Genomic DNA, 22906 nt, shown 5'->3' with positions numbered 1-22906 from the left:
ATGGCCGACCCGATCCGTCCCGACAGCGCCGATGCGCTCGCCACGATCATCGCCGATGCGGCAAGCGACGGTACGCGGTTACGTCTGCGTGGCGGCGGCAGCAAGGACGCGATCGGCGCGCCGACGCCCGAGGCGCGGATCGTCGACATGCGCGGCTTTTCCGGCGTGGTCGATTACGATCCGCCGGAACTGGTGCTGACGGTCAAGGCCGGGACGCCGCTCGCCGAAATCCAGGCTTTGGTCGCGGACCATGGCCAGATGCTGGCGTTCGACCCGTTCGATCACGGTGCGATGCTCGGCTGCGCCGACGGCGAGGCGACGATCGGCGGCATCGTCGCGGCGGGCGTGGCGGGACCGACCCGCGTCAGCCGCGGGGCTGCGCGCGACCATCTGCTCGGCTTCGTCGGCGTATCGGGACGCGGCGAACGCTTCGTCGCGGGTGCGAAAGTCGTCAAGAACGTCACCGGCTACGACCTCTCCAAGCTGGTCACAGGCAGCTGGGGCCGGCTCGTCGCGATCACCGAAGTGACGCTGAAGGTGCTGCCGGCGCCGCGCCTGCAACGCACGCTCGGCGTCGCCGGGCTGGATCCTGCCGCCGCCATCTCGGCGATGGCCCGCGCTATGGGATCGGCCGCCGAAGTGTCCGCGGCGGCACATCTGCAGGACTGGAACGGCGCCCCGCTCACCGCGATCCGGCTCGACGGTTTTCCGAGCTCGGTCGAAGCGCGCGCGGCGATCATCACGGCACTGATCGACGGCGTCGCGCCGGTCGCCGATGAGGAAGCCGCGCGCCTCTGGCCCGCGATCACGACCGCTGCACCATTGCCCACGGACGTGCCGCTGTGGCGGATCGTTGCCCCCGCCGCCCGGATGCCGGACGTGATCGCCGCGGTCGGCGGCAGGTGGCTGCTCGACTGGGCCGGCGGCCTGCTCTGGCTGGCGAGCACGGACGATGCGCAGGCCATCCGCGCCGCTGCCATGCAAGCGGGCGGACATGCCATGCTCGTTCGCGCTGACGCCGAAACCCGCGCTGCCGTGCCGGCGCTGCACCCCCAACCCAAAGCGCTCGCAACGCTGGAAGAGCGCGTACGCCGCGCCTTCGATCCGGCGGGTGTGTTCGAGACGGGACGCTTCTAGTGCAGACTCACTTCTCCCCCGCGCAATTGGCCGATCCGGCGATGGCGTCGTCCGAAGGCGTGATCCGCAAATGCGTCCATTGCGGCTTCTGCACTGCGACCTGTCCGACCTATGTCCTGCTCGGCGACGAGCTCGATAGCCCGCGCGGGCGGATCTACATGATCAAGGACATGCTCGAGAACGAGCGCGCGCCGAGCGCCGAGGTCGTCAAGCATGTCGATCGCTGCCTGTCCTGCCTGTCCTGCATGACGACCTGCCCGTCGGGCGTGAACTATATGCACCTGGTCGACCATGCCCGGGCCTATATCAACGAGCATTACGACCGCCCGTGGCACGAGCGAATGCTGCGCAGCATTCTGGCCTGGGTGCTCCCCTGCCCGGCCCGCTTCCGGACCGCCTTGCGGCTGGCGCAGGTCGGTCGACCGCTGGCGCCGCTGTTCGCCAAGGCCAGCGCATTGCGCCCTCTGGCGGCGATGCTCGCACTCGCACCGCGTCGTATTCCAGCCGCGCCGCCCACAGCCGCGCCGGGCACCGGAACGCGCCCACGGGTCGCGCTTCTGCAAGGGTGCGCGGAGCCGGTGCTGCGCCCCGAATTCCGCGCCGCGGCGATCCGCTTGCTCGATCGCGCGGGCTACGATGTCGTGCTGACGCCCGGCGAGCAATGCTGCGGGGCGTTGGTGCACCATATGGGGCGCGAGAAGGCCAGCCTTGAGGCCGCCCGACGCAATGTCGATGCGTGGACACGCGAGATCGAAATGGGCGGGCTCGCGGCGATCGTCGTCACCGCATCGGGCTGCGGCACAACGATCAAGGACTATGGGTTCATGCTGCGCGACGATACCGACTATGCCGCAAAGGCGGCGCGGGTCTCCGGCCTGGCGCGCGACATCAGCGAGGTGTTGATCGATGCCGAACTGCCGCTTGGCGACGGCCGCGGCCTGACGGTCGCCTATCACGCCGCCTGCTCGCTGCAGCATGGGCAGAAAGTGACCGACGCGCCGAAGCGCTTGCTGGCCGGCGCCGGCTATATCGTGCGCACGCCGATCGAGGCGCATCTCTGCTGCGGGTCGGCGGGCACCTACAATATCCTGCAGCCCGAAATCGCCGGCAAGCTCGGTGACCGCAAGGCGGCCAATCTGGCGCGGCTCGACGCCGACGTTATTGCCACGGGCAATATCGGCTGCGCGATGCAGCTCGCGCCGCGGCTCGGCATTCCGGTCGTCCATACGATCGAGCTGCTCGACTGGGCCACCGGCGGCCCCGTTCCGTCGCAACTTGCAGGGCGCGACATCGCCAAGACCGGTTGACTTCAATAGTCATATTATACAATCAGGCTCAGGCGATGCCGCTCAAGACGTCGCGGGGGAAGGATTCGGATGGGCCTGCCGAAGATCAAGCATGTTCGCGCGTTCACCGTCAGGGGCGGTGGCGCCGATTATCACGACCAGGGTGATGGTCACTGGATCGACGACCATATTTCGACGCCGATGGCGCGCTATCCCGAATATCGCCAGTCGCGTCAGAGCTTCGGCATCAATGTGCTCGGCACGTTGCTGGTCGAGCTCGAGGCCGATGACGGCACGATCGGCTTCGCGGTGACGACCGGCGGCGAGCCCGCCGCGTTCATCGTCGAGAAGCACCTCAGCCGTTTCCTGATCGGCCGCAGCCCGGCCGATTACGAGAAGATCTGGGACCAGATGTACTTCGCGACCCAATATTATGGGCGCAAGGGACTGGTGGTAAACGCCATTTCGGGCGTCGACCTCGCGCTCTGGGATCTGCTCGGCAAATTGCGTGGCGAGCCGGTCTATCACATGCTCGGCGGCGCGGTGCGCGACGAACTGCAATTCTACGCCACCGGTTCACGGCCCGACGTCGCCAAGGAACTCGGCTTCATCGGCGGCAAGCTCCCGCTCCATCACGGCCCGGCCGAAGGGCTGGAAGGCATGGAAAAGAACATCGCCTTGCTCACCGATATGCGCAGCAAGTGCGGCGACGATTTCTGGCTGATGTACGATTGCTGGATGAGCCTCGACCTCGATTACGCGACCCGGCTTGCGCAGCGCGCCTGGCACGAATGCGGGCTCAAGTGGATCGAGGAGGCGCTCAGCCCCGACGATTATTGGGGCTATGCCCAGCTCAAGAAGAACGCGCCCAAGGGCCTGCTCGTCACCACCGGCGAGCATGAGGCAACGCGCTGGGGCTTCCGCATGCTGATGGACATGGAATGCTGCGACATCATCCAGCCCGACGTCGGCTGGTGCGGCGGCGTCACCGAACTGATCAAGATCGCCAATTACGCCGACAGCCGCGGGGTGATGATGGTGCCGCACGGATCGTCGGTCTACAGCTACCACTTCGTGATCACGCGGCACAATTCGCCGTTCGCCGAGTTCCTGATGATGCATCCCGGCCCGACCGAAGTGGTGCCGATGTTCGCGCCGCAATTGCTCGGTGAGCCGGTACCGGTGAACGGCCGCATCCGTGCGAGCGAACTCGATAAACCGGGTTTTGGCGTGGAGCTCAATCGCGATATCGCGCTGCACCGTCCCTATTCAAACTGAGGAATAACCATGAAGCTCTGCCGTTATGGTGCCATGGGCGCCGAAAAGCCCGGCCTGATCGACGCCGAGGGTCGCATTCGCGACCTGTCGGGCCATGTCGCGGACATTGGTCCGGCCGAGCTGGGCAAGGACGCATTGGCCAAGCTGGCGGCGATCGACCCCGCCTCACTGCCGCTGGTCGAAGGTGACGTGCGCTACGGCGCCTGCGTGACCGGCACGCGCCAGTTCATCGCGATCGGCACCAACTTCGCCGACCACGCGGCGGAATCAAACCTGCCGGTGCCCGAGGAACCGGTCGTGTTCCAGAAGTGGGTGAGCTGCATCCAGGGGCCGAACGATCCCGTCACCATTCCCAAGGATTCCAAGAAGACCGACTGGGAAGTCGAGCTGGGCGTCGTAATCGGCACCGCCGCTTCGTACGTCAGCGAGGCCGATGCTCTCGATTACGTAGCCGGCTATTGCGTGGTCAACGACGTGTCCGAACGCCACTGGCAGATCGAGCGCGGCCTGACCTGGGACAAGGGTAAGGGCTTCCCGACCTTCGGCCCGATCGGCCCGTGGATGGTCACCGCCGACGAAGTGGGCGATCCGCAGAACCTCGCCATGTGGCTGTCGGTCAACGGCAAGAAGATGCAGAACGGCAGCAGCAAGACGATGATCTTCACCGTCGCGCAGATCGTGGCCTATTGCTCGCAGTTCATGACCTTGCTGCCCGGCGACGTCATCACCACCGGCACCCCCCCGGGCGTCGGTCTCGGCCAGAAGCCCGAGCCCTGGTATCTCAAGGCCGGCGACGTGGTCGAGCTCGGCATCGAGAAACTGGGCGAGCAGCGCCAGCAATTCGTCGCTTGGGACGCTGCGAAGTGAGCGTCTATGCGGGCCGCTTCGCCGGACGCGCGGCGATCGTCACCGGCGGCGCATCGGGTCTCGGCAAGGCCGTCGCCAAGCGCATCGTCGCCGAGGGCGGTACGGTAGCGTTGTGGGACCTCAACCCTGACGCACTGGCCGCCGCGAAGGACGAGGTCGGCGCGACCGACACGCAGGCGCTCGATGTCTCCGATCCTGCCGCGGTCGAGGCCGCGGCCAAGGCCAGCGCCGCCGCGCTCGGCAAGGTCGACGTGCTGGTCTGTTCGGCGGGCATCACCGGCGCGACCGTTCCAGTCCACGAATTCCCGATCGATAGCTGGCAGCGGGTGATCGACATCAACCTCAACGGCCTGTTCTACTGCAACCGCGCGGTCGTGCCGCTGATGCTGGCCAACGGCTATGGTCGCATCGTCAACATCGCGTCGGTCGCGGGCAAGGAAGGCAATCCCAATGCCAGCGCCTATTCGGCGTCCAAGGCAGGCGTGATCGGCTTCACCAAGAGCCTGGGCAAGGAACTCGCCGAGAAGGGCGTGATCGCCAACGCGCTGACCCCCGCCACCTTCGAAAGCCCGATCCTGGCGCAGTTGCCGCAGAGTCAGGTCGACTACATGCGCTCGAAGATTCCGATGGGACGACTGGGCGAAGTGAGCGAGTCCGCCGCAATGGTCTGTTTCATGGCGAGCGAGGAATGCAGCTTCACCACCGCATCCACCTTTGACACGTCCGGCGGCCGCACGACCTTCTGACATGACCGAGCGGCCGCCCTTCGTCGACGCGCACGTCCATCTGTGGGATCTGTCCCACATCCGCTATCCGTGGCTGATGCCGCCGTTCGCGGAAGGCGGCCCGAACGGCAGCGTCGAGCCGATCGCCAAGGATTACGGCCTCGACGACTATCTTGCCGACGCGCGCGGCTGGGACGTTCGCGGCATTGTCCATATCGATGCCGGCGCCGATCCGGCCGACGCGCTGAAGGAAACCGACTGGCTGCAGGCGATGGCCGACGCGCGCGGCATGCCCAACGCCATCATCGGTTTCGCCGCGCTCGACGATCCGAAGGTCGAAAGCCTGCTCGCTGCGCATGCGGAGCGACGGTCGGTGCGGGGCATCCGACATATCGTCAACTGGCACCCCGATCCGGCGCGCGCCTATACGCCGCGCGATGTAACCGGGGACGAAGCCTGGGCAGCAGGCTTCGCGTTGCTCGGCAAATATGGCTTGAGCTTCGATCTCCAGGCCTATCCCGGCCAGTTTCCCGCTCTAGCGCCGCTGCTCGAGCGCCATCCCGAGGTGCCGGTAATGATCAACCATGCCGGCATGATGGTCGGCGAGGCAGGCCGGGCCGAGTGGCGAACGGGAATGCGGGCGCTCGCAGCTATCCCGCATGTCGCGGTCAAGATCTCGGGCATCGGTTTCGCCTTCCGCCCGTGGACGATCGAGCAAATGCGCGCCTATGTGCTCGAGACGATCGAGCTGTTCGGCACCGATCGCGCGATGTTCGCCAGCGATTTTCCGACCGACAAATTGTTCGGCGGGTTCGATCAGCATCTCGACGCCTATAACGCCATCGTCGCCGATTTCAGCGACGACGAGCGCCGCGCCATGTTCGCGGGCAACGCCAATCGGCTCTACCGCCTCGGCCTGACGCTGTGATCATGCGCGTCGTCGACCTGCGCGCCGAATATACGAGTGACCTGCTCGGCACGGATGTCCAGCGTCCGCGCCTTTCGTGGCGGATCGAGAGCGACCGGGCGGGCGCGCGCCAGGCGCGTTATCGCGTCCGTGCCGCGGCCAATGCCGAGGCACTCGATGGCGGCGCACTGCTGTGGGACAGTGGCGAGATCGCCGGCGATACCAGCTTCGATATCGCTTATGGCGGCCCTGCCCTTGCCCCGATGCAGCGCATCTGGTGGTCGGTCGAAGCGACAGACGATATCGGCACCACCGCACGCTCGGCGCCGGCCTGGTTCGAGGCTGGACTGACCGCGCCCGATTCCTGGCACGCCGATTGGATCGAGGCGGAAGACGACAATGCCGCCGCCGACCGCGCCGCCGGGCTCGCCTGGGTGTGGAGCGAGACCGCACTCGACGATCGCCCCCACGCTTTCCGCATCGATTTCGATGCTCCCGAAGACCTGGTCCGAGCGGAAGTACTTCTGGCAGGCAAGGATCATTTGCGCGGCGTGTGGATCAACGGCGAAGCCTCGCCGCTCGACCGGCACTTCGATTGGGATACCTATCTTCCGTTCTGGGGCACGCTGGCGCCGTATCAGGGCGAGATACGTCCGGGCCGAAACAGCGTGTGCGCCTTGGTAGAGGCAGACACGACCGGCTTCTTCCCGGTCGATGGCGGCGCCTTCGCCGCGCTGATCCGGCTCCATCGCGCCGACGGCAGCGTCGAGCGACTGGTCAGCGGACCGTCGTGGAAAGTACGGCCCAGCCCGCCGGCCGACTGGACGTCACCCCAAGCCGATACTGCGGATTGGGCACCCGCTCGGCCAAGCGGCGCCAACGTCCACAACGATCCGCGCCCATCCGAACCGGCGATGCTGCTGCGCACCGAGTTCGACGCACGCGGACCGGTCGTTGCCGCGCGACTCTATGCCACCGCACTCGGCGCCTATGACGCGCGGATCAACGGCCGGAAAGTATCGGACGCGCTGCTCGCACCCGAGATGACGGTCGCCCGCGATCATATCCTGTACCAAACGTACGACGTGACCGACCTGATCGCGCCCGGCGCCAACGCCCTCGCCGCAACGGTCGGCGACGGCTGGTATGCGAGCCCGTTCGGGTGGCGGATCGAGCGTTATGGCTTCGGTCCCGCGCCGCGCCGGCTGCGCGCGCAGCTCCGGCTCGATTATGCCGACGGCAGCAGCGAGTGGATCGCAACGGGCTCCGATTGGCGGATCGCACAGTCGCCGATCCTGAAGTCGGAAATCTATGACGGCGAAACCTATGACGCTCGGCTGGAGCGCGCCGGTTGGGATCGGCCCGGATTCGACGACAGCGGCTGGGCACAGGCGAAAGTCGGTGGTGCGCCCAAAGCGCGGCTCGTCGCCCAGACATCGCCCGCACTGAAAGCCACCGGCACGTGCCGCGCGGTCGCGATCAGCGAGCCCAAGCCCGGTCGCTACATTTTCGATTTCGGCCAGAATTTCTCCGGCTGGGTGCGCATCCGCGCGGCCGGTCCTGCGGGCACCACGATCACCGCCAAATTCGCCGAATTGCTCAATCCCGACGGCACCGCCGACTTGTCCAACTTGCGGCTGGCCAAGGCAACCGACAGCTTCACGCTGGCCGGGTCGGGCGAGGAGACGTTCGAGCCGCACTTCACCTATCACGGCTTTCGCTATGTCGAAGTCGCAGGCTATCCCGGCGTGCCCACGGCGGACAATATCGAGGGTGTGGTGGTCCACAGCGCGTGCCGCGAAACCGGCACGATGACCTTCGCCGACGCGCCGCTGCTCCAGACGATCTGGCAGAACGCGCTCTGGAGCCAGCGCTCCAATTTCTTCTCGGTGCCGACCGATTGCCCGCAACGCGACGAACGGATGGGCTGGATGGGCGACATCCAGGTGTTCCTCGACGCCGCCGCGTTCAACATGGAGGTCGATCCCTTCATCCGCCGCTTCCTGCTCGAAGCGCGCGCCGCGCAGCGGCCCGACGGCGCCTATCCGATCGTAGTGCCGCAGCCCCTCTCCTTTCCCGACGTGGTGACGGCGGGCTGGAGCGAAGCGGGCATCATCCTGCCGTGGCAGCTATGGCAGCGTTACGGCGACACCGCGGTGATCGACGAGAATTGGGACGCGATGCAGGGCTGGATGGCTTTCGTCGCGCGCGGCAATCCCGATCATATCTGGCGCAACGACCGCGGGCTCGACCTCGGCGATTGGCTGTCGGTCGATGCCATCAAGCCCGACGACGAGACGACGCCACGCGTGCTGTGCGCAACGGCTTACTGGGCTTGGTCGGCGGCGCTGATGGCCGAAATGGCTGAAGCGACCGGCCGCGCCGCCGAGGCCCAACATTATCGGGCGCTGCGCGAGCGGATCGGACAAGCCTTTGCCGCCGAATTCGTCACCGCCGATGGCACGGCCGGCAATGGCAGCCAAGCCAGCCAGGTGCTCGCCTTGTTCATGAATCTGGTGCCCATCGACCGCCGCGACGCTGCCGCCGATGTGCTGGCGGCGGATATCCGCCGGCGAGGTATGAAACTGTCGACCGGCTTTCTCGGCACACCGTACATCCTCGACGTACTGGCCGATGCCGGACGCCTGGAGGAAGTCGCCGGGCTGCTGCTCCAGACCGGCTATCCGAGCTGGGGCTATATGCCGAGCAAGGGCGCGACCACGATGTGGGAGCGGTGGAACGGCGACACCGGCGACCTGTCGATGAACAGCTATAACCATTACGCGTTTGGGGCGATCGTCGGCTTTTTCTACCGCCGCCTCGCCGGAATCGCACCCGCCGCGCCGGGCTTCCGCCGGATCGCCGCGCGCCCGCTATGGCTGCCGCAGATCGGCCGCGTGTCCGCCCGCTACGACTCGCTGGTCGGTCCCATCGAGACGAGCACCGAAGGCGATGCCGAGCGGTTGACCCGGTTCACGCTGTCGATCCCGGCCAACACGGTCGCGGAGGTCGAACTGCCCGCGGGCGAATGGCGCGACAGCGGCCAGACGCTCAACGCGCACCCCGCCATTCGCGCGCTCACCAATGACGGCGAAACGACCCGCTTCGAGGTCGGCGCCGGACGCTACGATTTCACGACATAAGCTCTCGAGAGGAACTACCCGTGGCCACGCTAGGACTCATCCACAATTCGCCGATGCTGGCACCCGTGTTCAACGAGATCGCCGCGCGGCTGATGCCCGACGTCCGGCTGCTCCACTTCGTCGATGAGAGCACGATCAAGAACACGATCGCGGCCGGCCACCTCCAGAAAGCGACGATGCGTCAGGTCATCCGCCTCGTCGGCTCGTCGTTCGACGCCGGGTGTGACGTGGCCCTGGTGACCTGTTCGTCGATCGGGCGTGCGGTCGACATGGCCGCCGAACTCTACGACCAGCCGGTTCTGCGCGTCGATCGCGCCATGGCGGAAAAAGCCGTCGCGACCGGCAAGCGGATCGGCGTGGTGGCAACCCTGTCGACCACGCTCGAACCCACCGCAGAGCTGGTCCGCCGTGTCGCCGCCGAGCAGGGCAAGCAGATCGAGATCGTCGAGCATCTCTGCCAGGGCGCGTTCGACGCGGTGATGGCGGGCGACGGCGCGACCCACGACCGTATCGTCGCCGAAGGGCTGACCGAGGGCATGAAAGGCGTCGACGCGATCGTCCTCGCCCAGGCGTCGATGGCGCGTGTCGTCGCCGCCTTGCCCGAAGGCGCGGTATCGGCGCCGGTCTATTCGAGTCCCGAACTCGGCATGGAGCGAGCGCGCGACGTGCTGGCGAGCTTGGGCCGTTGAAGAAGCGCTACGCGGTCGTCGGGTTGCTCGCGCTCCTGTCGATCATCACCTTTCTCGATCGGATGGCGATCGCGGTTACCGGCACGTCGATCCAGAAGGATCTGAACATCGGCGCCGAGCAATGGGGCTGGATCCTCGGCGCTTATGTCATCGCCTACGCCGTGTTCGAAATCCCGTCGGGAGCGATGGGCGACGCGCATGGTTATCGCCGGGAACTGACGCGGATAACGATCTGGTGGTCGGTGTTCACTGCGGCGACCGCGGTGTGCCGCAACTTCTGGCAGCTCATGGGCGCCCGCTTCCTGTTCGGACTGGGTGCGGCGGGCGCCTATCCCAATATGTCGGGTGTGCTCTATCGCTGGTTGCCGGCGCGCGAACGCGCGCGCGGGCAAGGGGTGATCTGGGCAGCAAGCCGGTTCGGTGGCGCGCTGGCGCCGCTGTTGCTCGTCCCGATCAACAAATATTTCGGCTGGCACGCCGTGTTCATCGCGCTGGGCGCGATCGGGTTCTGCTGGGCGATCGCGTGGCGAAGCTGGTTCCGCGACCGACCCGCCGACCAGCCCGGCATCGCGCCGGAGGAAGTGGCCGACATCGGCAGTGACGATAGCGGCAGTCACCTCGGCACCCCTTGGCGTCGGCTGCTCGGCTTGCCGCAGCTCTGGCTGATCACGGCCGCCTATTTCTTCTACGCCTTCGGCAGCTGGTTCTTCTTCGGCTGGTTTCCGACCTGGATGGTCAAGGGCGCCCATTTCACCGAAGCCGAAATGGGACTGTACGGCGCGATCCCGTTCCTGCTCGGCGTGGTCGGCAATCTCGCGGGCGGGGTATTGTGCGACCGGCTGGCGACGCGGATCGGTATCCGGCGCGCCTACAAGATCATCGCCAGTATCTGCCTTACGCTGACCGCGATCCTGCTGGTCGCGCTCAGCCTCGCTGCCACCAAGACGGCGGTCGTATTGCTGTCAGGCTCCGCCTTCATGGTCATGGACCTGATGCTGCCGAGCGCCTGGGCGATGTGCATGGCGATCGGCGGGCGCTACGGCGGCACCGCGAGCGGGGTGATGAATACGGCGGGCAATATCGGCGGCTTCGTCTGCTCGGTTGCGTTCGGCCATGTCGTGGCGTCGACCGGCAATTACGCGCTGCCGCTTCAGGGCGTGGCAGCAATGGTGCTCGTCGCTGCCGGTATCTTCACGCTTGTCGACTGCACCAAAGGGTTCGATCACAAGATCGCGCCCGAAAAGGATCCGGTGGCCGCATGATCCGCAAGCTCTCTATCGCCCTTGCCGGCGTCGCGTTGATCGCCGGCGCCGTTCCGGTCGCGCCATCATTCGCCAAGCCGCCGGCAGCCGCGCCTCTTCCCGTCGCCCAAGAACGGCTGTGGCTCGGATCGGCCTGGTATCCCGAGCAATGGCCCGAAAGCGCCTGGCCCGAGGATCTCCGGCTGATGAAGGCGAGCGGCGCCAATGTCGTCCGGATCGGCGAATATGCCTGGAGCCGGATGGAGCCGAGCGAAGGCGAATATGATTTCGACTGGCTGGTCCGCGCCGTCCGGCTCGCCGCCAAATACGATATCAAGGTCGTGGTCGGAACGCCGACCGATACGCCGCCGGCCTGGCTGACCGGGAAATATCCCGACACGCTGCAAGTCGACGGCAGCGGCAAGAGGCTGGGGCATGGCGGGCGGCGGCAATTCTCGATCTCGTCGCAGCGTTATCGCGCGCTCGCCCGCGACATCGTCACGCGCATGGCGCAGGCGCTGAAGGATGAGCCCAACGTTATCGGCTGGCAGGTCGGCAACGAGCCGACCGACGAAAGTTACGATCCCGAGGCGCGTGCCGCCTGGGTCGCGTGGCTCAGGACGCGTTACGGCACGCTCGACAAGCTCAACGATGCGTGGACCACCGCGTACTGGTCGCAGACCTATACGGCCTGGGATCAGGTGCCGTTCAACAGCGACAAGGGCAATCCGGGCTGGATGCTCGAGCTCAAGCGCTTCATCACCGAGCAATGGGGCGAGTTCCATCGCAACCAGCGCGACGCCATCCGCGCGGTGGTCGGGCCGAAGCCGTTCATCACCGTCAATCTGGGCGGACTGGGATGGGCCGATCGCTTCGACCGTTATGCGATCAACCGCGACCTCGACCTCGCCTCGTGGGACGATTATGTCGGCACCGGGCACCTCAAGCCCTATCGCAACGGCGCGACGCATGACCTGGTCCGCGGCTGGAAACGGCGCAATTTCTGGGTGATGGAAACGCAGCCCGGCTTCGTGAACTGGGCGCCGGTCAGTAACATCCTCTATCCCGGCGAGACGCGGGCGATGGCCTGGCAGGCGGTCGGGCATGGCGCGGACGCAGTGCTCTATTGGCAGTGGCGCAATGCGTTGAACGGCCAGGAGACGATGCATGGATCGGTGGTCGGGCCCGACGGCAAGCCGCTGCCAATCTATCCCGAGATCCAGGCACTGGGACGCGAATTCGCCAAGGCCTCGCCTGTGCTGGCCGGTACCAGCCCGGTATCCCCCGTCGCCTTGCTGCAGGATTATCCCAGCCGCTGGGCAATCGATTTCCAGCTCCACCACCGCGATTACGACCAGATCGAGGTGCTGCTCGATTATTATCGCCCGCTGAAGGACGCGCTGGGCGCGGTCGACATCGTCGAGGCCGCCACGGCGCCGCTCGATGGCTACAAACTGGTCGTCGCGCCGAGCCTGAACGTGATTACCAACGCGATGGCAAAGCGGCTGGCCGATTACGTGCGTGGCGGCGGTCACCTGATCCTGGGGCCGCGATCGGGGATGAAGGACGAATTCAACCGCCTCGATCCACAGCGTCAGCCGGGACCGCTTGCCGCGTTGCTGGGCGGCCGCGTAGAGCAATTCTATGCGCTCGACGAAAAGGTCGCGGTCGGCGACGGCACCGCCTCGATCTGGGCCGAACAGTTGACGCCAACGACATCCGACACGCGGGTGCTGTTGTCGTACGGCAAGGTCAATGGCTGGCTCGACGGCAAGGCGGCGGCGATCACGCGCAAGGTCGGCAAGGGTAGCATCACCTATGTCGGCGCGCTGATCGATGACCATGTGATGGAGGGGCTGATCGGTAACGCGATGCGCGATGCCGGCGTGCTGCGCGATTTTGCCGTGCCCGCCGACGTCGAGCTGATGACGCGTCAAGGCAAGGGCCGGTCAATCGTGATCCTGATCAACCATGGGCGCGAGAGTCGGACGGTGACACTGCCCGAAGCGATGACCGAAGTGTTGGCGGGCGGCCAGGTGAAGTCGGTGACGTTGGGGACGCAGGGGGTTGCGGTTTTGTCTAGGGCAGTGCGCCCGAGACCGTAAATCCTCCCCGTTTACGGGGAGGATTTTGGGAGTCTCTACCCGCCTCGCCGTGCCGTCTCGAAGAACCCCTCGCCGCCCATCTGGCCGCCCTTCAGCACCAGTTCGAGCCCGTCTATCACCGGATCGACAGCGTGCGCGCGCACCAGCGGCGCGCCCCGCTCGATCGGTGCGGCCCAGGTCAGCGCATCGATACCCAACTGCGCGACGCCATGGCTCGACGTGTCGCCTCCCGCGAACAGGACGCGGCGCAAGCCGGCCTGCCGGATCGCCGCTCCAGCCACGCGGCCGAGCGCGGCACCGAGGCGATCGCCAGCCGCCGGGGCGACCGCCCCGAGCGGACCTTCCGCCGAATGGATCACCGCACGCCCGCCCTCGCCCAATTCACCGCCGGCGGCCTGAACCAACCGCACCTCTTCGCCACTTTCGCCGCGCAGCAAGGCATCGACATCAGCGCGGATCGTGGCGAAGCCGTCAGCCGTGCCGCGCGCGATCTGCGCCGCCGTCACTGGCGAGCAGCTTCCGCTCACGACGAGCAGCCGGTCGACTTCGGGGGCGCGGACCTGGCTCGGCTCGCCCTCGACGATCCCGACGGCGCGCCAGGCCAGCACCAGCGCGCGCGTAACGCCCGAACTGCCCACCGCGAATTTGACCTTGCGGCCGAGCAGGACCGCGCCGGTCGCGACAAGGTCCTCGACCGACAGCCCATCGAACAGGACGCCTGCGGCGTCGCCTGCCTCCGCGAACGCAGCGTCGGCTTCATCGGCATGAATGCGATCGATCGGCACCAGGGCAATCCGCGCGTCGGTCTGTTCGCCGAGATGGCGGATCAGGTCGGCTTCGTGCATCGGCGTCACCGGGTGGCACGACATGGTCGGATGGCGATCGATGCGGAACACCTCCGCCCCCGCCGCCGCGAAGAGATTGCCGAAAGCGACATAGCGGCGAAGATGCGGAGCACCGACAACGATCGCCGCCGGGCCGCCGAATGCGGCGACGCCAAGGTCCAGCGCGCGCCCGATCGAGCCGGTATGCGGGCTGGAATCGAAGGTCGAGCAAGTCTTGTAATGGACGAGGGCGGCGTCGCCGAGGCTGGCAAAGGCGCGCGGCAGATTGTCGTCCATCCATTCGGGCGAACGGCTGCGGCTGTCGCCGGCAAGACCGATCGCCCGAGCCTCGGGAAACCGCGCGCGCAATGCGGCATCGGGCTCGCGCAGGAACAAGACGGCCGGCACGCCACCTTCGGCGCATTGCTCCAGGACGTCGGTCGATCCGGTGAAATCGTCGCCATAGAAAGCGTAGAGTGGCGTCACCCCCCGAAGGCTCCCAGCGCCGCCGCCAGTTCGGGTGCATCGCGCGCGGCATCGGTTACCGGCACGCCGGCAACCGCCGCTTCCCAGGCTTGGCGCAAGGCGCGCACGCCCGCGGCCGGACCGCCGGGATGCGCCATGATGCCGCCGCCCGCCGCGAACATGCAGTCGACCGAACCGAGCGCGGCAAACGTCGGCGCGGCCTGTCTGGCCGACTGGCCCGAGGAGAAGACCGGCATGATTTCGCACCCGGGATGCGGCGGATCGAACATCGGCGTCAGGCATTCGCGCGCCGAGGCGATGACGCTCTCATTGCTCTCGCAGAATTTGTTGTCGATGCCGTTGACGTGCGTGTGGTCGATCCCGGCGAGGCGCCACAATTTCTGGAAAGCGATATAGCTCATCCCGATCGCCGGCGAGCGGCCGAGCATACCCCAGCCGTTGCGATGGCCATGGATCGGCAATTGCGAATGCGCCCGTAGCACCTTCATCGCCGGCAGGCCGATCGAATTCATGCTCGCCATGACGCAGGTACCGCCCTCGGCGACGACATGGTCGTGGCGGGCGAGCATTTCGTCGATCTCGCCGGTCAAGTTGGCGGCGTACATGACCTTCTTGCCGGTGCGCTGGGCATGGTCGTTGATCACGCGCATCACCGCCGAGATCCGCGCATCGAACGGGCAATGTGGACCATCGGCCTGGAGCTCGTCATCCTTGATGAAGTCGATCCCGGCGTCGACCAGGGTGCGGACCTGCTCGGCGGTCGCTTCCGGCGAAAGGCCGACGCTCGGCTTGATGATCGTACCGATGATCGGACGGTCGAACACGCCCGCCAGCCTGCGCGTGCCGTCTACGCCGAATTGCGGCCCCTGATAGCGATCGAGGAATTCGGGTGGCAGCTTCACATCGATCAGCCGGAGCCCGGAGAACGCCTTGAGCTCGCTGAGATTGCCGTTGATCGTCGCCAGCAGATTGGGAAGCGACAGGCCCATATTCGACACCGGCCAGGACAAGGTCACGCGCGCAGCGCGGCGCGTGGCGTCGCCCGACTTCGGCAGCCCCGACCCTGGAAGCGACGGCGCCGCGACCTCGCCCAGCTCGATCAGGTCCTCGACGCGCGCGGCATGCGCCTCGCGCAGTTCGTCGGTCTCGCCGGGCACGCGGACAAACGTGCCGGTCGATTGCTCACCGGCCATCGTCGCCGCCGCCTGCTGCAGCGGGAACGCCGTCTCGATCCAATAGGTTGCGCTGATCCGGGGTTCGGTCATCAGGCGGTCTTGAAGTAGGTGTTGTAGCGTTCGGTATCGACGTTGAAATACGGCACGAACACCAGATCCCGGCCGCCAACATGCGCACGATACGATTGGTTTTGGCCGGGCATAGGCTCCAGCACGGCCGGCAAGGCGATCGCTTGGTCGCCGATCCCCGCCCAGGGGTTGAGCCCGACATACATCACCGCGCCGCGCATCACCGCCGCCAGGTTCGGATTCTGGTCGTCGATCGGCAAGGTGCGCAGCGGCTGCGGAAGGGTCAGTTCGACCACGTCGCCAGCCTTCCACGTGCGGGCGACCGTTGCCAGCGTGCCGGGCGTGACCGGCTGCGACGTGCCGTTGACGCGCAGCGACGCGTTCCTGGTCCAGGCGGGGATGCGCAGCTTCAGCGCGAAGCGACCATTGCCCGGCTTGCGCACGGTCAGGCGAATATGGTCGGTGGCCGGATAATCGGTTTCCTGCACGACCTCGACCGCGCCGCCCGGGCGATCCCAGCGGACTTCAGAGCCCGCGTACATATTGACCATTAGGGCAGTGTCGTCGTGGAAATAGAGTCCCTGGACATAGTCGGCGACGCCCTGGACCAGAGTGCCCGAGCAGCATGGCCATTTCTTCTGATAATAGAGCTTTTCGGCGTCGCCGCCGTAATTCGAATAATAGGGATAGTCGCCGTCGCTGTCGGGCAGCCGCGTCGCGAGCATTGTATTGTAGAGCGTGCGTTCGAGCCCGTCGCCATAGACCGGCGCGCCGGTGAAACGGGTCAGATAGCGCGCCAGCTTCATGTCGGCGAAGCTGCCGCACGGCGTTTCGAAATGCGCCGTGGAGGTTTTGAGGCTGGCGGCGAGCTTGCCCTGATGGAGCGGCACGAACTGCTCCTCCGGCCCCCAGCCGCCGCTGGCGAAACGCTGCGGCTCCATGAACGTCCAGGCATTCTCCAGCGCCTTGCGGTATTTGGGATCGCCGAGATGGAGATAGGCCTGGCCGCCCGAGCTCAATGCGATCGTGTGGCTATAGGCATGTTTGGTTGGCAGCACGTCCTGGCCCGCCGCGAGCGGATCGAACCATTCCTTGTTGAGCAGGTAATGCACCGCCATCGCGCGATATTTGTCGTCGCCGGTGATGTCGGCGACGTGGAACAGATTCTCCGGCAGGACATAGGTCTCGTCATAAGGCGGGTCGACCTTGCCGACGCGGTCGCGCGAGATGGGCGAGATATACGGCATGCATTTGTCGATAATCATCGGCAGCAATGTCTTGGCCTGCTCGACTCCGCTCAGCCGATAGGCATCGACGAGGCCGACGACATATTTGTCCATGACATAGGCCGCCCACTGTTCCTGCGCCTTGGGTCCGGCATAGGGGTTCTTGGCAGCGACCATCGCCTTGCCGAAGCCGTCGACCAGCGCCGCGACCTTGGCGTGAACCGCCTTGTCGCCGGTCGTCGCGCCGATCCGCGCGAGCCCCGAGACATATTGGCCGAAAGCGAGGCCCGGCACGAAACCGTCGGCGTCATACCAGCCGCCCATATCGGGACCCGGCGCCGGCAACCCGGCATTCTGGCGGAAGACCTTGAGCAAGCGATCGTTGTCGAGCGCGAGATAGTGAGCCGCGATATGGTCGTAATGTTGCTTGATCCGCCCGCCGGTGAGACGGACGGCGCCGTACGGAAATTCGCGCACCGCTTCCTTGCCGCGCAACACCGCCTGCTGTGCGGCGAGCGCCATCGGCGATGCGGCGAGCGACCCCGCCGCCGCGGTCGCGCACGCCGCGCAATGAACGAAGTCGCGACGGGACATTTCGGCCTTTTTCAAGCCTGTCATGGCAATCCTCTCAAAACTCGGCGATCCGCGAACAGCGCGGCCAAAGCCGGTCCGATCTCCTAATATAATAGTATCATTAGCGCCGCAAGGCGGTGGAGTCGGGTCAAGGACTATTTCGCCGTTTTACGCTTGCGCGGCGCACTCGCGCGTTCGAGCCGGTCGAGGCCATGAGTGATGATCGCGCGCATCGCCTGGGCGGCGCCGGGACCGTCGCCCGCCTCGATCAGATCGACGATGCGGCTATGGCCCTGCACGCTCTCTTCGTGCACCTCCGCCTCGCGAACCGGCGAACTCAGCCGGAACGAGGCAAGCAACGCGGTTTCGATCACCGCCGCGAGCGACCGCATCAGCACGTTGCCCGAGGCATATCCGACCGCCTTGTGGAAATCGAGATCGGCATGGGCGAAGTCGCTGGCGCTGCTCGTCGCTTCCGCCATGCGGGAAAGGCAACCGCGCAGGATCTTTATGTCTTCCGGACTCGCCTGTTGGGCCGCGGCTTCGGCCGCCGCCGGCTCGATCGCCATGCGGATGGCCGCGACGTCGCGGATGAACTCCACATCGAGTCCCTGCGCGACCTTCCATGCCAGGATGTCGGCGTCGAAGAAATTCCAGTGCACGCTGTCGAGCACGGTAGTGCCGACGCGCGTCCGCGCGACGATCAGGCCTTTTGCGGTCAAGGTCTTGAACGCCTCGCGCAGCACCGTGCGCGACACGCCGAACCGCGCCAGCATCTCCGCCTCGGACGGCAATTTCGATCCGGGCGGAAAGACACCCGACAGGATATCGCTGCCGATCGAGCGCGCGACCTGATCCGCGTTCGACAAGGTCGCGTCGACGATCCTTCCGAAATCAGGACGGGGCTGCATCGTCATTGGTCTCCTCCGATCGCCCGGTGCCGGAAATCCGATCGGGGTCGTAAACCGTATGACAATAAGGGCCGGAACTCGTTGCGCGCAAGCGGCAGCCGCATGGCGGACCGGATGCCAAGCCACCAGATGGCCGTCACCTCAGTTCGATCTCGTCGGCGAACACCACGCGCACCGGACCGAGCAGGCCCGAATCCACCAACGGCTCGTCCTTGGCATAGAAGGTCCAGGGCGAGAAAGTCACGCGACCGCCCGGCGGCTTGGGTTGCCCAGCTTTGTACCAATCGGGGAACGCCGTGATCTTGCGCGCCATGATCGGTGTCTTCTTGCCATCGGCACCGACGCGCTCACCGATCGCCCAATCGCCGTCGACATATTTGCCCTCTTCGGGCAGCGCGGCGTCGGCGATCATGCGGTTGACCCACAGGTTGGTGACCGCGACCGAGACCGTGTTCGCGCCGGCATGGACGACATCGGTGATATCGACGCGATAGGGCTCTTTCCATACCACGCCGAGGTCCTTGCCGTTGACCGTGACTCCGGCCAGCACTTCCACGCGGCCGAGGTCGAGGAAGACGCGACGCCCCTCGCGCAACGCCGAGGCGGGAACGGCAATCTTGCGCTCGTAGGTGGCGGTGCCGGAAAAATGACGGATGCCGTCATCGGCGTTGTGGCTGAGCGATTCCAGGCGCGGCAGCGTGGTAGCCGCAGGCGCGCGCCTGCCCGGCTGAAAACGCACCGTCCACGGGCCGTTCACTGTGATCGGATCCGGCACGGCGGCCGTGAAGCTCGCGCCGCTGTCGGTCGTATATTTTCCGCCGCGCCAGGCGATCGCGTCGAGCTTTCCGCTGTCGCTCCGCGTCAACGTCACCGGCGAGGCATCGATGATCGGAAGCGGCGGCCCCTTCGCGGCATCCGCGGCGATTTCGGCCGGCGTCAAGGCGCGCGGCACGGTCGCGAGCGGAGTCGCATTGCCCTCGAAGAAATAGGTCACGCCGGTCGGCGATGGCGCGTCGCTGCCACCGGCATAGACGCGGCGTCCGCTCTTTAGGCCGGTGCGCACCAGCTTGCCGTTGAGATAGAGGTTCGGCACGCCCCGGTCATAGACCAGGGCGACGTGGGTCCAGCCGCTGATCGGGGTACGGCTGACCAGAACGGCCGGCACGACATCGGGCGAGACACGTTCGATCACCATCGCGCCGTTGCGGCCGATCGCGAGCCCGGCCACCGCCGTTCCCTCGCCGTGCAGGTCGCGTCCCGAGCGGGCGTTGATCAGATAATTCTTGCCGGTCTCGTTGATGCGCCCGTCGATCTTCTCGTCGGGCATCACGCGCAGATCGATGTCGGGCTTGGCCCATAGCGAGAGGGTGAAACTGTCCGAGGGCGCAGGCGGCGCCTTGACCGGCACGGCGTCGAGATCAGCGACGCGCTGGCCGTCGCGCGCAATCCACTTGACGCCCCGCGCCATGCTGCTCGGATCGAGCATGACGAAGGTCGAGCCGGCCGGCGACAAGTCGAACGATACGGCGGTAGTAGTTGCGCTACTCTCGAACAGGGCCGGGCGCGCGACCTTGCCCGTTTCGGCATCCCATAAGGCCGGCACGGCATTGCCGACGCGGAAGGTGCAGCGCACGGTTTCCGCGCGCCGCTGACGGTTGGCGACGAAATACATGTCGCTCGCGGACAATCGCCGGTGCAGCCATACCACCTGGCCATCCGGGCTGTCGGTGCGGCATTGCGCGTCGGGCGCCACCTTCAGGCCGGCGAGAGCGTCGGCAATGCTGCCGCTGGACAACACCCTGCCCTTGCCCACCGCACGGACCGACGATGCGGCGGGACCGCTGCCCCACAGCGCAGCGACCGCCGTACCGAAGGCACGGTCGCCCGCCGACTTGCCGACGAGCGTGAGCGAATGCTGCGGCCTCGGGCCCAGGATCGTCGCACCTTGCTCGACGAGGGTATGGAGCCGCTCGGCAAGCGCCGGCGTCATGCTCGACAAGGTCGCGGGCAGCACCAGCAAGCGGTAGCGCGCGCCGTTGGGCAGGACGATCGCGCCGTCCTCGACATGCGCGCGAGTCAGCAACACCTCGGCATTGACCAGGTCGTAATTATAGCCCGGCGGCATTTGCGGATCGAAATATAGTCCGATCTTCGGATTGGTGTCGGGCGAGACGTCGGGCCGGACATATTCCGCTTCATTGGGGCTTTCCTCACCGACGAAATAGAGCACGTCGGCGACATAGGTGCCCTGGCGCAGCAGATATTGGCTGCGCGCAAGATACTCCATCCATGGCTTCGACTGGGCGAACCAGGTGTTCGAGCGTTCGAGATTGATTCCCCACGGCCCCATGCTCATCCCCGGCACGGCGTTGGGATCGGGCTGGTGCGCGTAACGGTGGAAGAAGACCTGGTTGAATCCTTGCGCGAACATCTGGTCGCCCAACAGCTTCATCGCATAGGGATAGTCCTGCCACCGGCTGGTTTCCGCCTCGCCGGTAAATGCTTCCGCGGCGATGACCGGCTTGCCGTAAACATGCGCCGCCGACGACACCATCTTGACCGTGCGGTTGTCGGTCCACGGCGTCCGCGTCCAGAATTCGGTCATCGGCACTTGCGCGCGACCCGATACCTGGAGCTCGTCGAACGGTCCCGGACCGTAACCCTCGACATGAAACCGCAAGCCCGCCGCATTCGCATTGGTCTGCATCCGGCCGTAATAATTGTCGGCCATCAGGTCGGCGAGCGTGCGGCGGAAATCGAACAGGAAGCGGTTCGAAGTGTCGAGATCGCCGACGATCCGCCCGGTCAGCGCCGGCAGATAGGGCAGCATCGAATAGCCGTTACGCTTCTCGAAGTCGGCGGGCAGCGCGGCGGTCCAGTTCTGCAGCCCGGCCTCGTAGCTGTCGATCTCCAGCATGTCGAAGGTCGAGCCGGCGAGCGGCCCCGACGCCTTGACCAGTCGATCGACACTGTTCTTGAACTGGAAGTCCGTCGCGGCGGCGTCGAGTTTGTCGACTTCGAGCCCACGGCCGGAATCCGAGGCGGAGACGTTCAGGTGTCCGGTCGTAGTGTGGCCGAAGCGCAGGATCGTCCAGCGCCCCGGCGGCGGCGTCCAGCGCAACGTGCCGGCGGCGTCGACCTTCGCGGTCACGTCGACGATCGTCTTCGGGTCGATCGCGTAGCGCGCTAGCAGGTCGGACGGCCGGGGCTCGATAGCGGGCAGCATGTGGAACAGATGCTCGCCCTTGTTGCCCCAATCGTCGATCCGCGGCGTCGCGTAGAACAGGGCTTCGGCGAGCTTGAGCTTGTCCTTGGGCGTGACGCGGAAATAACGCGCGGTGACGGCGGGGAAATTGATGCTGCCGGGCGCTTCAATCCCGCGCTCGTGCTGGACCGGTGCCGATACCTCGCCGACCTTCTTCCAGTCCTTGCCGTCGTCCGACGCCTCGATCGTCGCGGAAAAGGCCTTGGCGTCGATATCGCCGTAGAGCGTGACCGCCTGCGCGGTGAACGGCGCCTTCATTTCGATCACCAGCGGCCTATCGGGCGCGATCTCGACCGAGCTGTGCAGGTCTCGGTCGGTCAGAACGCCCGACGCGACGGGGCCGCCGACGCGCATCGCGGCGATCGCGTCGCGATAGACGCTCTCGTCGCCGTCGCTCGCAGGGAAAGCGAGCACTGCTGCGTCCCGGTAGAAATCTTTCTTGGCATAGGGCCGGGCGAGCTTGATCGCGACCGGCTTGCCGCCCGCGATCGCTGTCTCATTCCAGACGATCTGCTGCATCGAACGGTCGGGCGTAATCCACGGGCCGCCCGACGACGACCAGCCTGGCGCATTGTGCAGTCCGACCTTGAGCCCAAGCGCCTTGGCCCGCTCCATCATATGCGTCATCAGGTCGAGCCATTGCGGGCTGAGATAGTCGACTGGCCCCTTGGGTACGTCGCTGCTGCCGTCGAACATCATCGCGCCGCCGAGCCCGGCATCGCGCATCGCCGCGAGATCAGCGTCGATCCCTTCCCTCGAGACGTTGCCGTTCATCCAGAAATAGAGCGTGTTCGGCCGGGCATCGGCGGGTGGATTGCGAAAGGTCGCCGGATCGGGAGTGGCCGGCGCGGCAGAGGGTGCGGCGTCGGGCGCCGGCGCATCTTTCGCCCAGGCCCCGGCTGCCAGCACCGCCAAGGCACATCCAGCCGCGAACCGCCCGATACCCGCCATTCCCGGTCCTCTCCCGATTGCCGCGATCGTCTTATCGAAGCGATTGCT

The 22906-nt window shown here is 66.2% G+C and carries 15 protein-coding genes; 10 read left to right on the top strand and 5 right to left on the bottom strand.

Translation table 11 applies throughout. The features are described from left to right. From glcE to SPR01S_RS08130, 10 genes are all read left to right on the top strand, one after another. Window positions 1-1137, top strand: coding sequence for a glycolate oxidase subunit GlcE (gene glcE, locus SPR01S_RS08175; protein WP_066587748.1), 1137 nt, complete (start codon window positions 1-3; stop codon window positions 1135-1137). Beyond that, on the top strand, window positions 1137-2444 hold the full coding sequence (gene glcF, locus SPR01S_RS08170; RefSeq protein WP_066587745.1) for a glycolate oxidase subunit GlcF: 1308 nt from the start codon (window positions 1137-1139) through the stop codon (window positions 2442-2444). The genes glcE and glcF overlap by 1 nt, the downstream gene beginning before the upstream one ends. A 69-nt stretch (window positions 2445-2513) precedes the next feature. Then, a complete protein-coding gene (gene rhmD, locus SPR01S_RS08165) occupies window positions 2514-3701 on the top strand; it encodes an L-rhamnonate dehydratase (RefSeq protein ID WP_066587742.1) in 1188 nt (395 codons plus the stop codon). Window positions 3702-3710: 9 nt separating this feature from the next. Next, window positions 3711-4568, top strand: a complete 858-nt coding sequence (locus SPR01S_RS08160; RefSeq protein WP_066587739.1) for a fumarylacetoacetate hydrolase family protein — start codon at window positions 3711-3713, stop codon at window positions 4566-4568. Further along, window positions 4565-5314: an SDR family NAD(P)-dependent oxidoreductase gene (locus SPR01S_RS08155; protein ID WP_066587735.1), complete on the top strand. Its 750-nt coding sequence runs from the start codon at window positions 4565-4567 to the stop codon at window positions 5312-5314. Before SPR01S_RS08160 ends, SPR01S_RS08155 begins: the two co-directional genes overlap by 4 nt. A 1-nt stretch (window position 5315) precedes the next feature. Further along, window positions 5316-6221: an amidohydrolase family protein gene (locus SPR01S_RS08150; RefSeq protein ID WP_066587733.1), complete on the top strand. Its 906-nt coding sequence runs from the start codon at window positions 5316-5318 to the stop codon at window positions 6219-6221. Between the two features lie 2 nt (window positions 6222-6223). Beyond that, a complete protein-coding gene (locus SPR01S_RS08145; protein ID WP_066587731.1) occupies window positions 6224-9343 on the top strand; it encodes a family 78 glycoside hydrolase catalytic domain in 3120 nt (1039 codons plus the stop codon). Window positions 9344-9363: 20 nt separating this feature from the next. Next, window positions 9364-10032, top strand: a complete 669-nt coding sequence (locus SPR01S_RS08140) for an aspartate/glutamate racemase family protein (RefSeq protein WP_084251036.1) — start codon at window positions 9364-9366, stop codon at window positions 10030-10032. Then, window positions 10029-11294 carry an MFS transporter gene (locus SPR01S_RS08135; RefSeq protein ID WP_066587719.1) on the top strand — a complete coding sequence of 422 codons (1266 nt, stop codon included), beginning with the start codon at window positions 10029-10031 and terminating at the stop codon, window positions 11292-11294. Before SPR01S_RS08140 ends, SPR01S_RS08135 begins: the two co-directional genes overlap by 4 nt. After that, window positions 11291-13378, top strand: a complete 2088-nt coding sequence (locus SPR01S_RS08130) for a beta-galactosidase (protein ID WP_066587717.1) — start codon at window positions 11291-11293, stop codon at window positions 13376-13378. Before SPR01S_RS08135 ends, SPR01S_RS08130 begins: the two co-directional genes overlap by 4 nt. A 35-nt stretch (window positions 13379-13413) precedes the next feature. Here the strand turns inward: SPR01S_RS08130 and SPR01S_RS08125 are convergent, their stop codons facing one another. The 5 genes from SPR01S_RS08125 to SPR01S_RS08105 all read right to left on the bottom strand — a co-directional run bounded on the left by SPR01S_RS08125 (window position 13414) and on the right by SPR01S_RS08105 (window position 22858). Beyond that, window positions 13414-14688, bottom strand: coding sequence for a four-carbon acid sugar kinase family protein (locus SPR01S_RS08125; RefSeq protein WP_066587714.1), 1275 nt, complete (start codon window positions 14686-14688; stop codon window positions 13414-13416). Continuing rightward, the gene (locus tag SPR01S_RS08120; RefSeq protein ID WP_066587706.1) at window positions 14685-15953 is read right to left on the bottom strand and encodes a ribulose-bisphosphate carboxylase large subunit family protein; all 1269 of its coding nucleotides are present in this window, start codon (window positions 15951-15953) and stop codon (window positions 14685-14687) included. The genes SPR01S_RS08125 and SPR01S_RS08120 overlap by 4 nt, the downstream gene beginning before the upstream one ends. Beyond that, on the bottom strand, window positions 15953-17776 hold the full coding sequence (locus SPR01S_RS08115) for a beta-L-arabinofuranosidase domain-containing protein (RefSeq protein WP_066587704.1): 1824 nt from the start codon (window positions 17774-17776) through the stop codon (window positions 15953-15955). The genes SPR01S_RS08120 and SPR01S_RS08115 overlap by 1 nt, the downstream gene beginning before the upstream one ends. A gap of 110 nt (window positions 17777-17886) precedes the next feature. Further along, window positions 17887-18648, bottom strand: coding sequence for a FadR/GntR family transcriptional regulator (locus SPR01S_RS08110; RefSeq protein ID WP_245661918.1), 762 nt, complete (start codon window positions 18646-18648; stop codon window positions 17887-17889). A gap of 130 nt (window positions 18649-18778) precedes the next feature. Continuing rightward, window positions 18779-22858: a glycosyl hydrolase gene (locus SPR01S_RS08105; protein ID WP_066587701.1), complete on the bottom strand. Its 4080-nt coding sequence runs from the start codon at window positions 22856-22858 to the stop codon at window positions 18779-18781. Between the last annotated feature and the right edge of the window lie 48 nt (window positions 22859-22906).

The sequence above is a fragment of the Sphingomonas pruni NBRC 15498 genome, from assembly GCF_001598455.1.
In the GTDB taxonomy this organism is placed as follows: Bacteria; Pseudomonadota; Alphaproteobacteria; order Sphingomonadales; family Sphingomonadaceae; genus Sphingomonas; species Sphingomonas pruni.
This window is presented reverse-complemented; position numbering and strand designations above follow the sequence as displayed.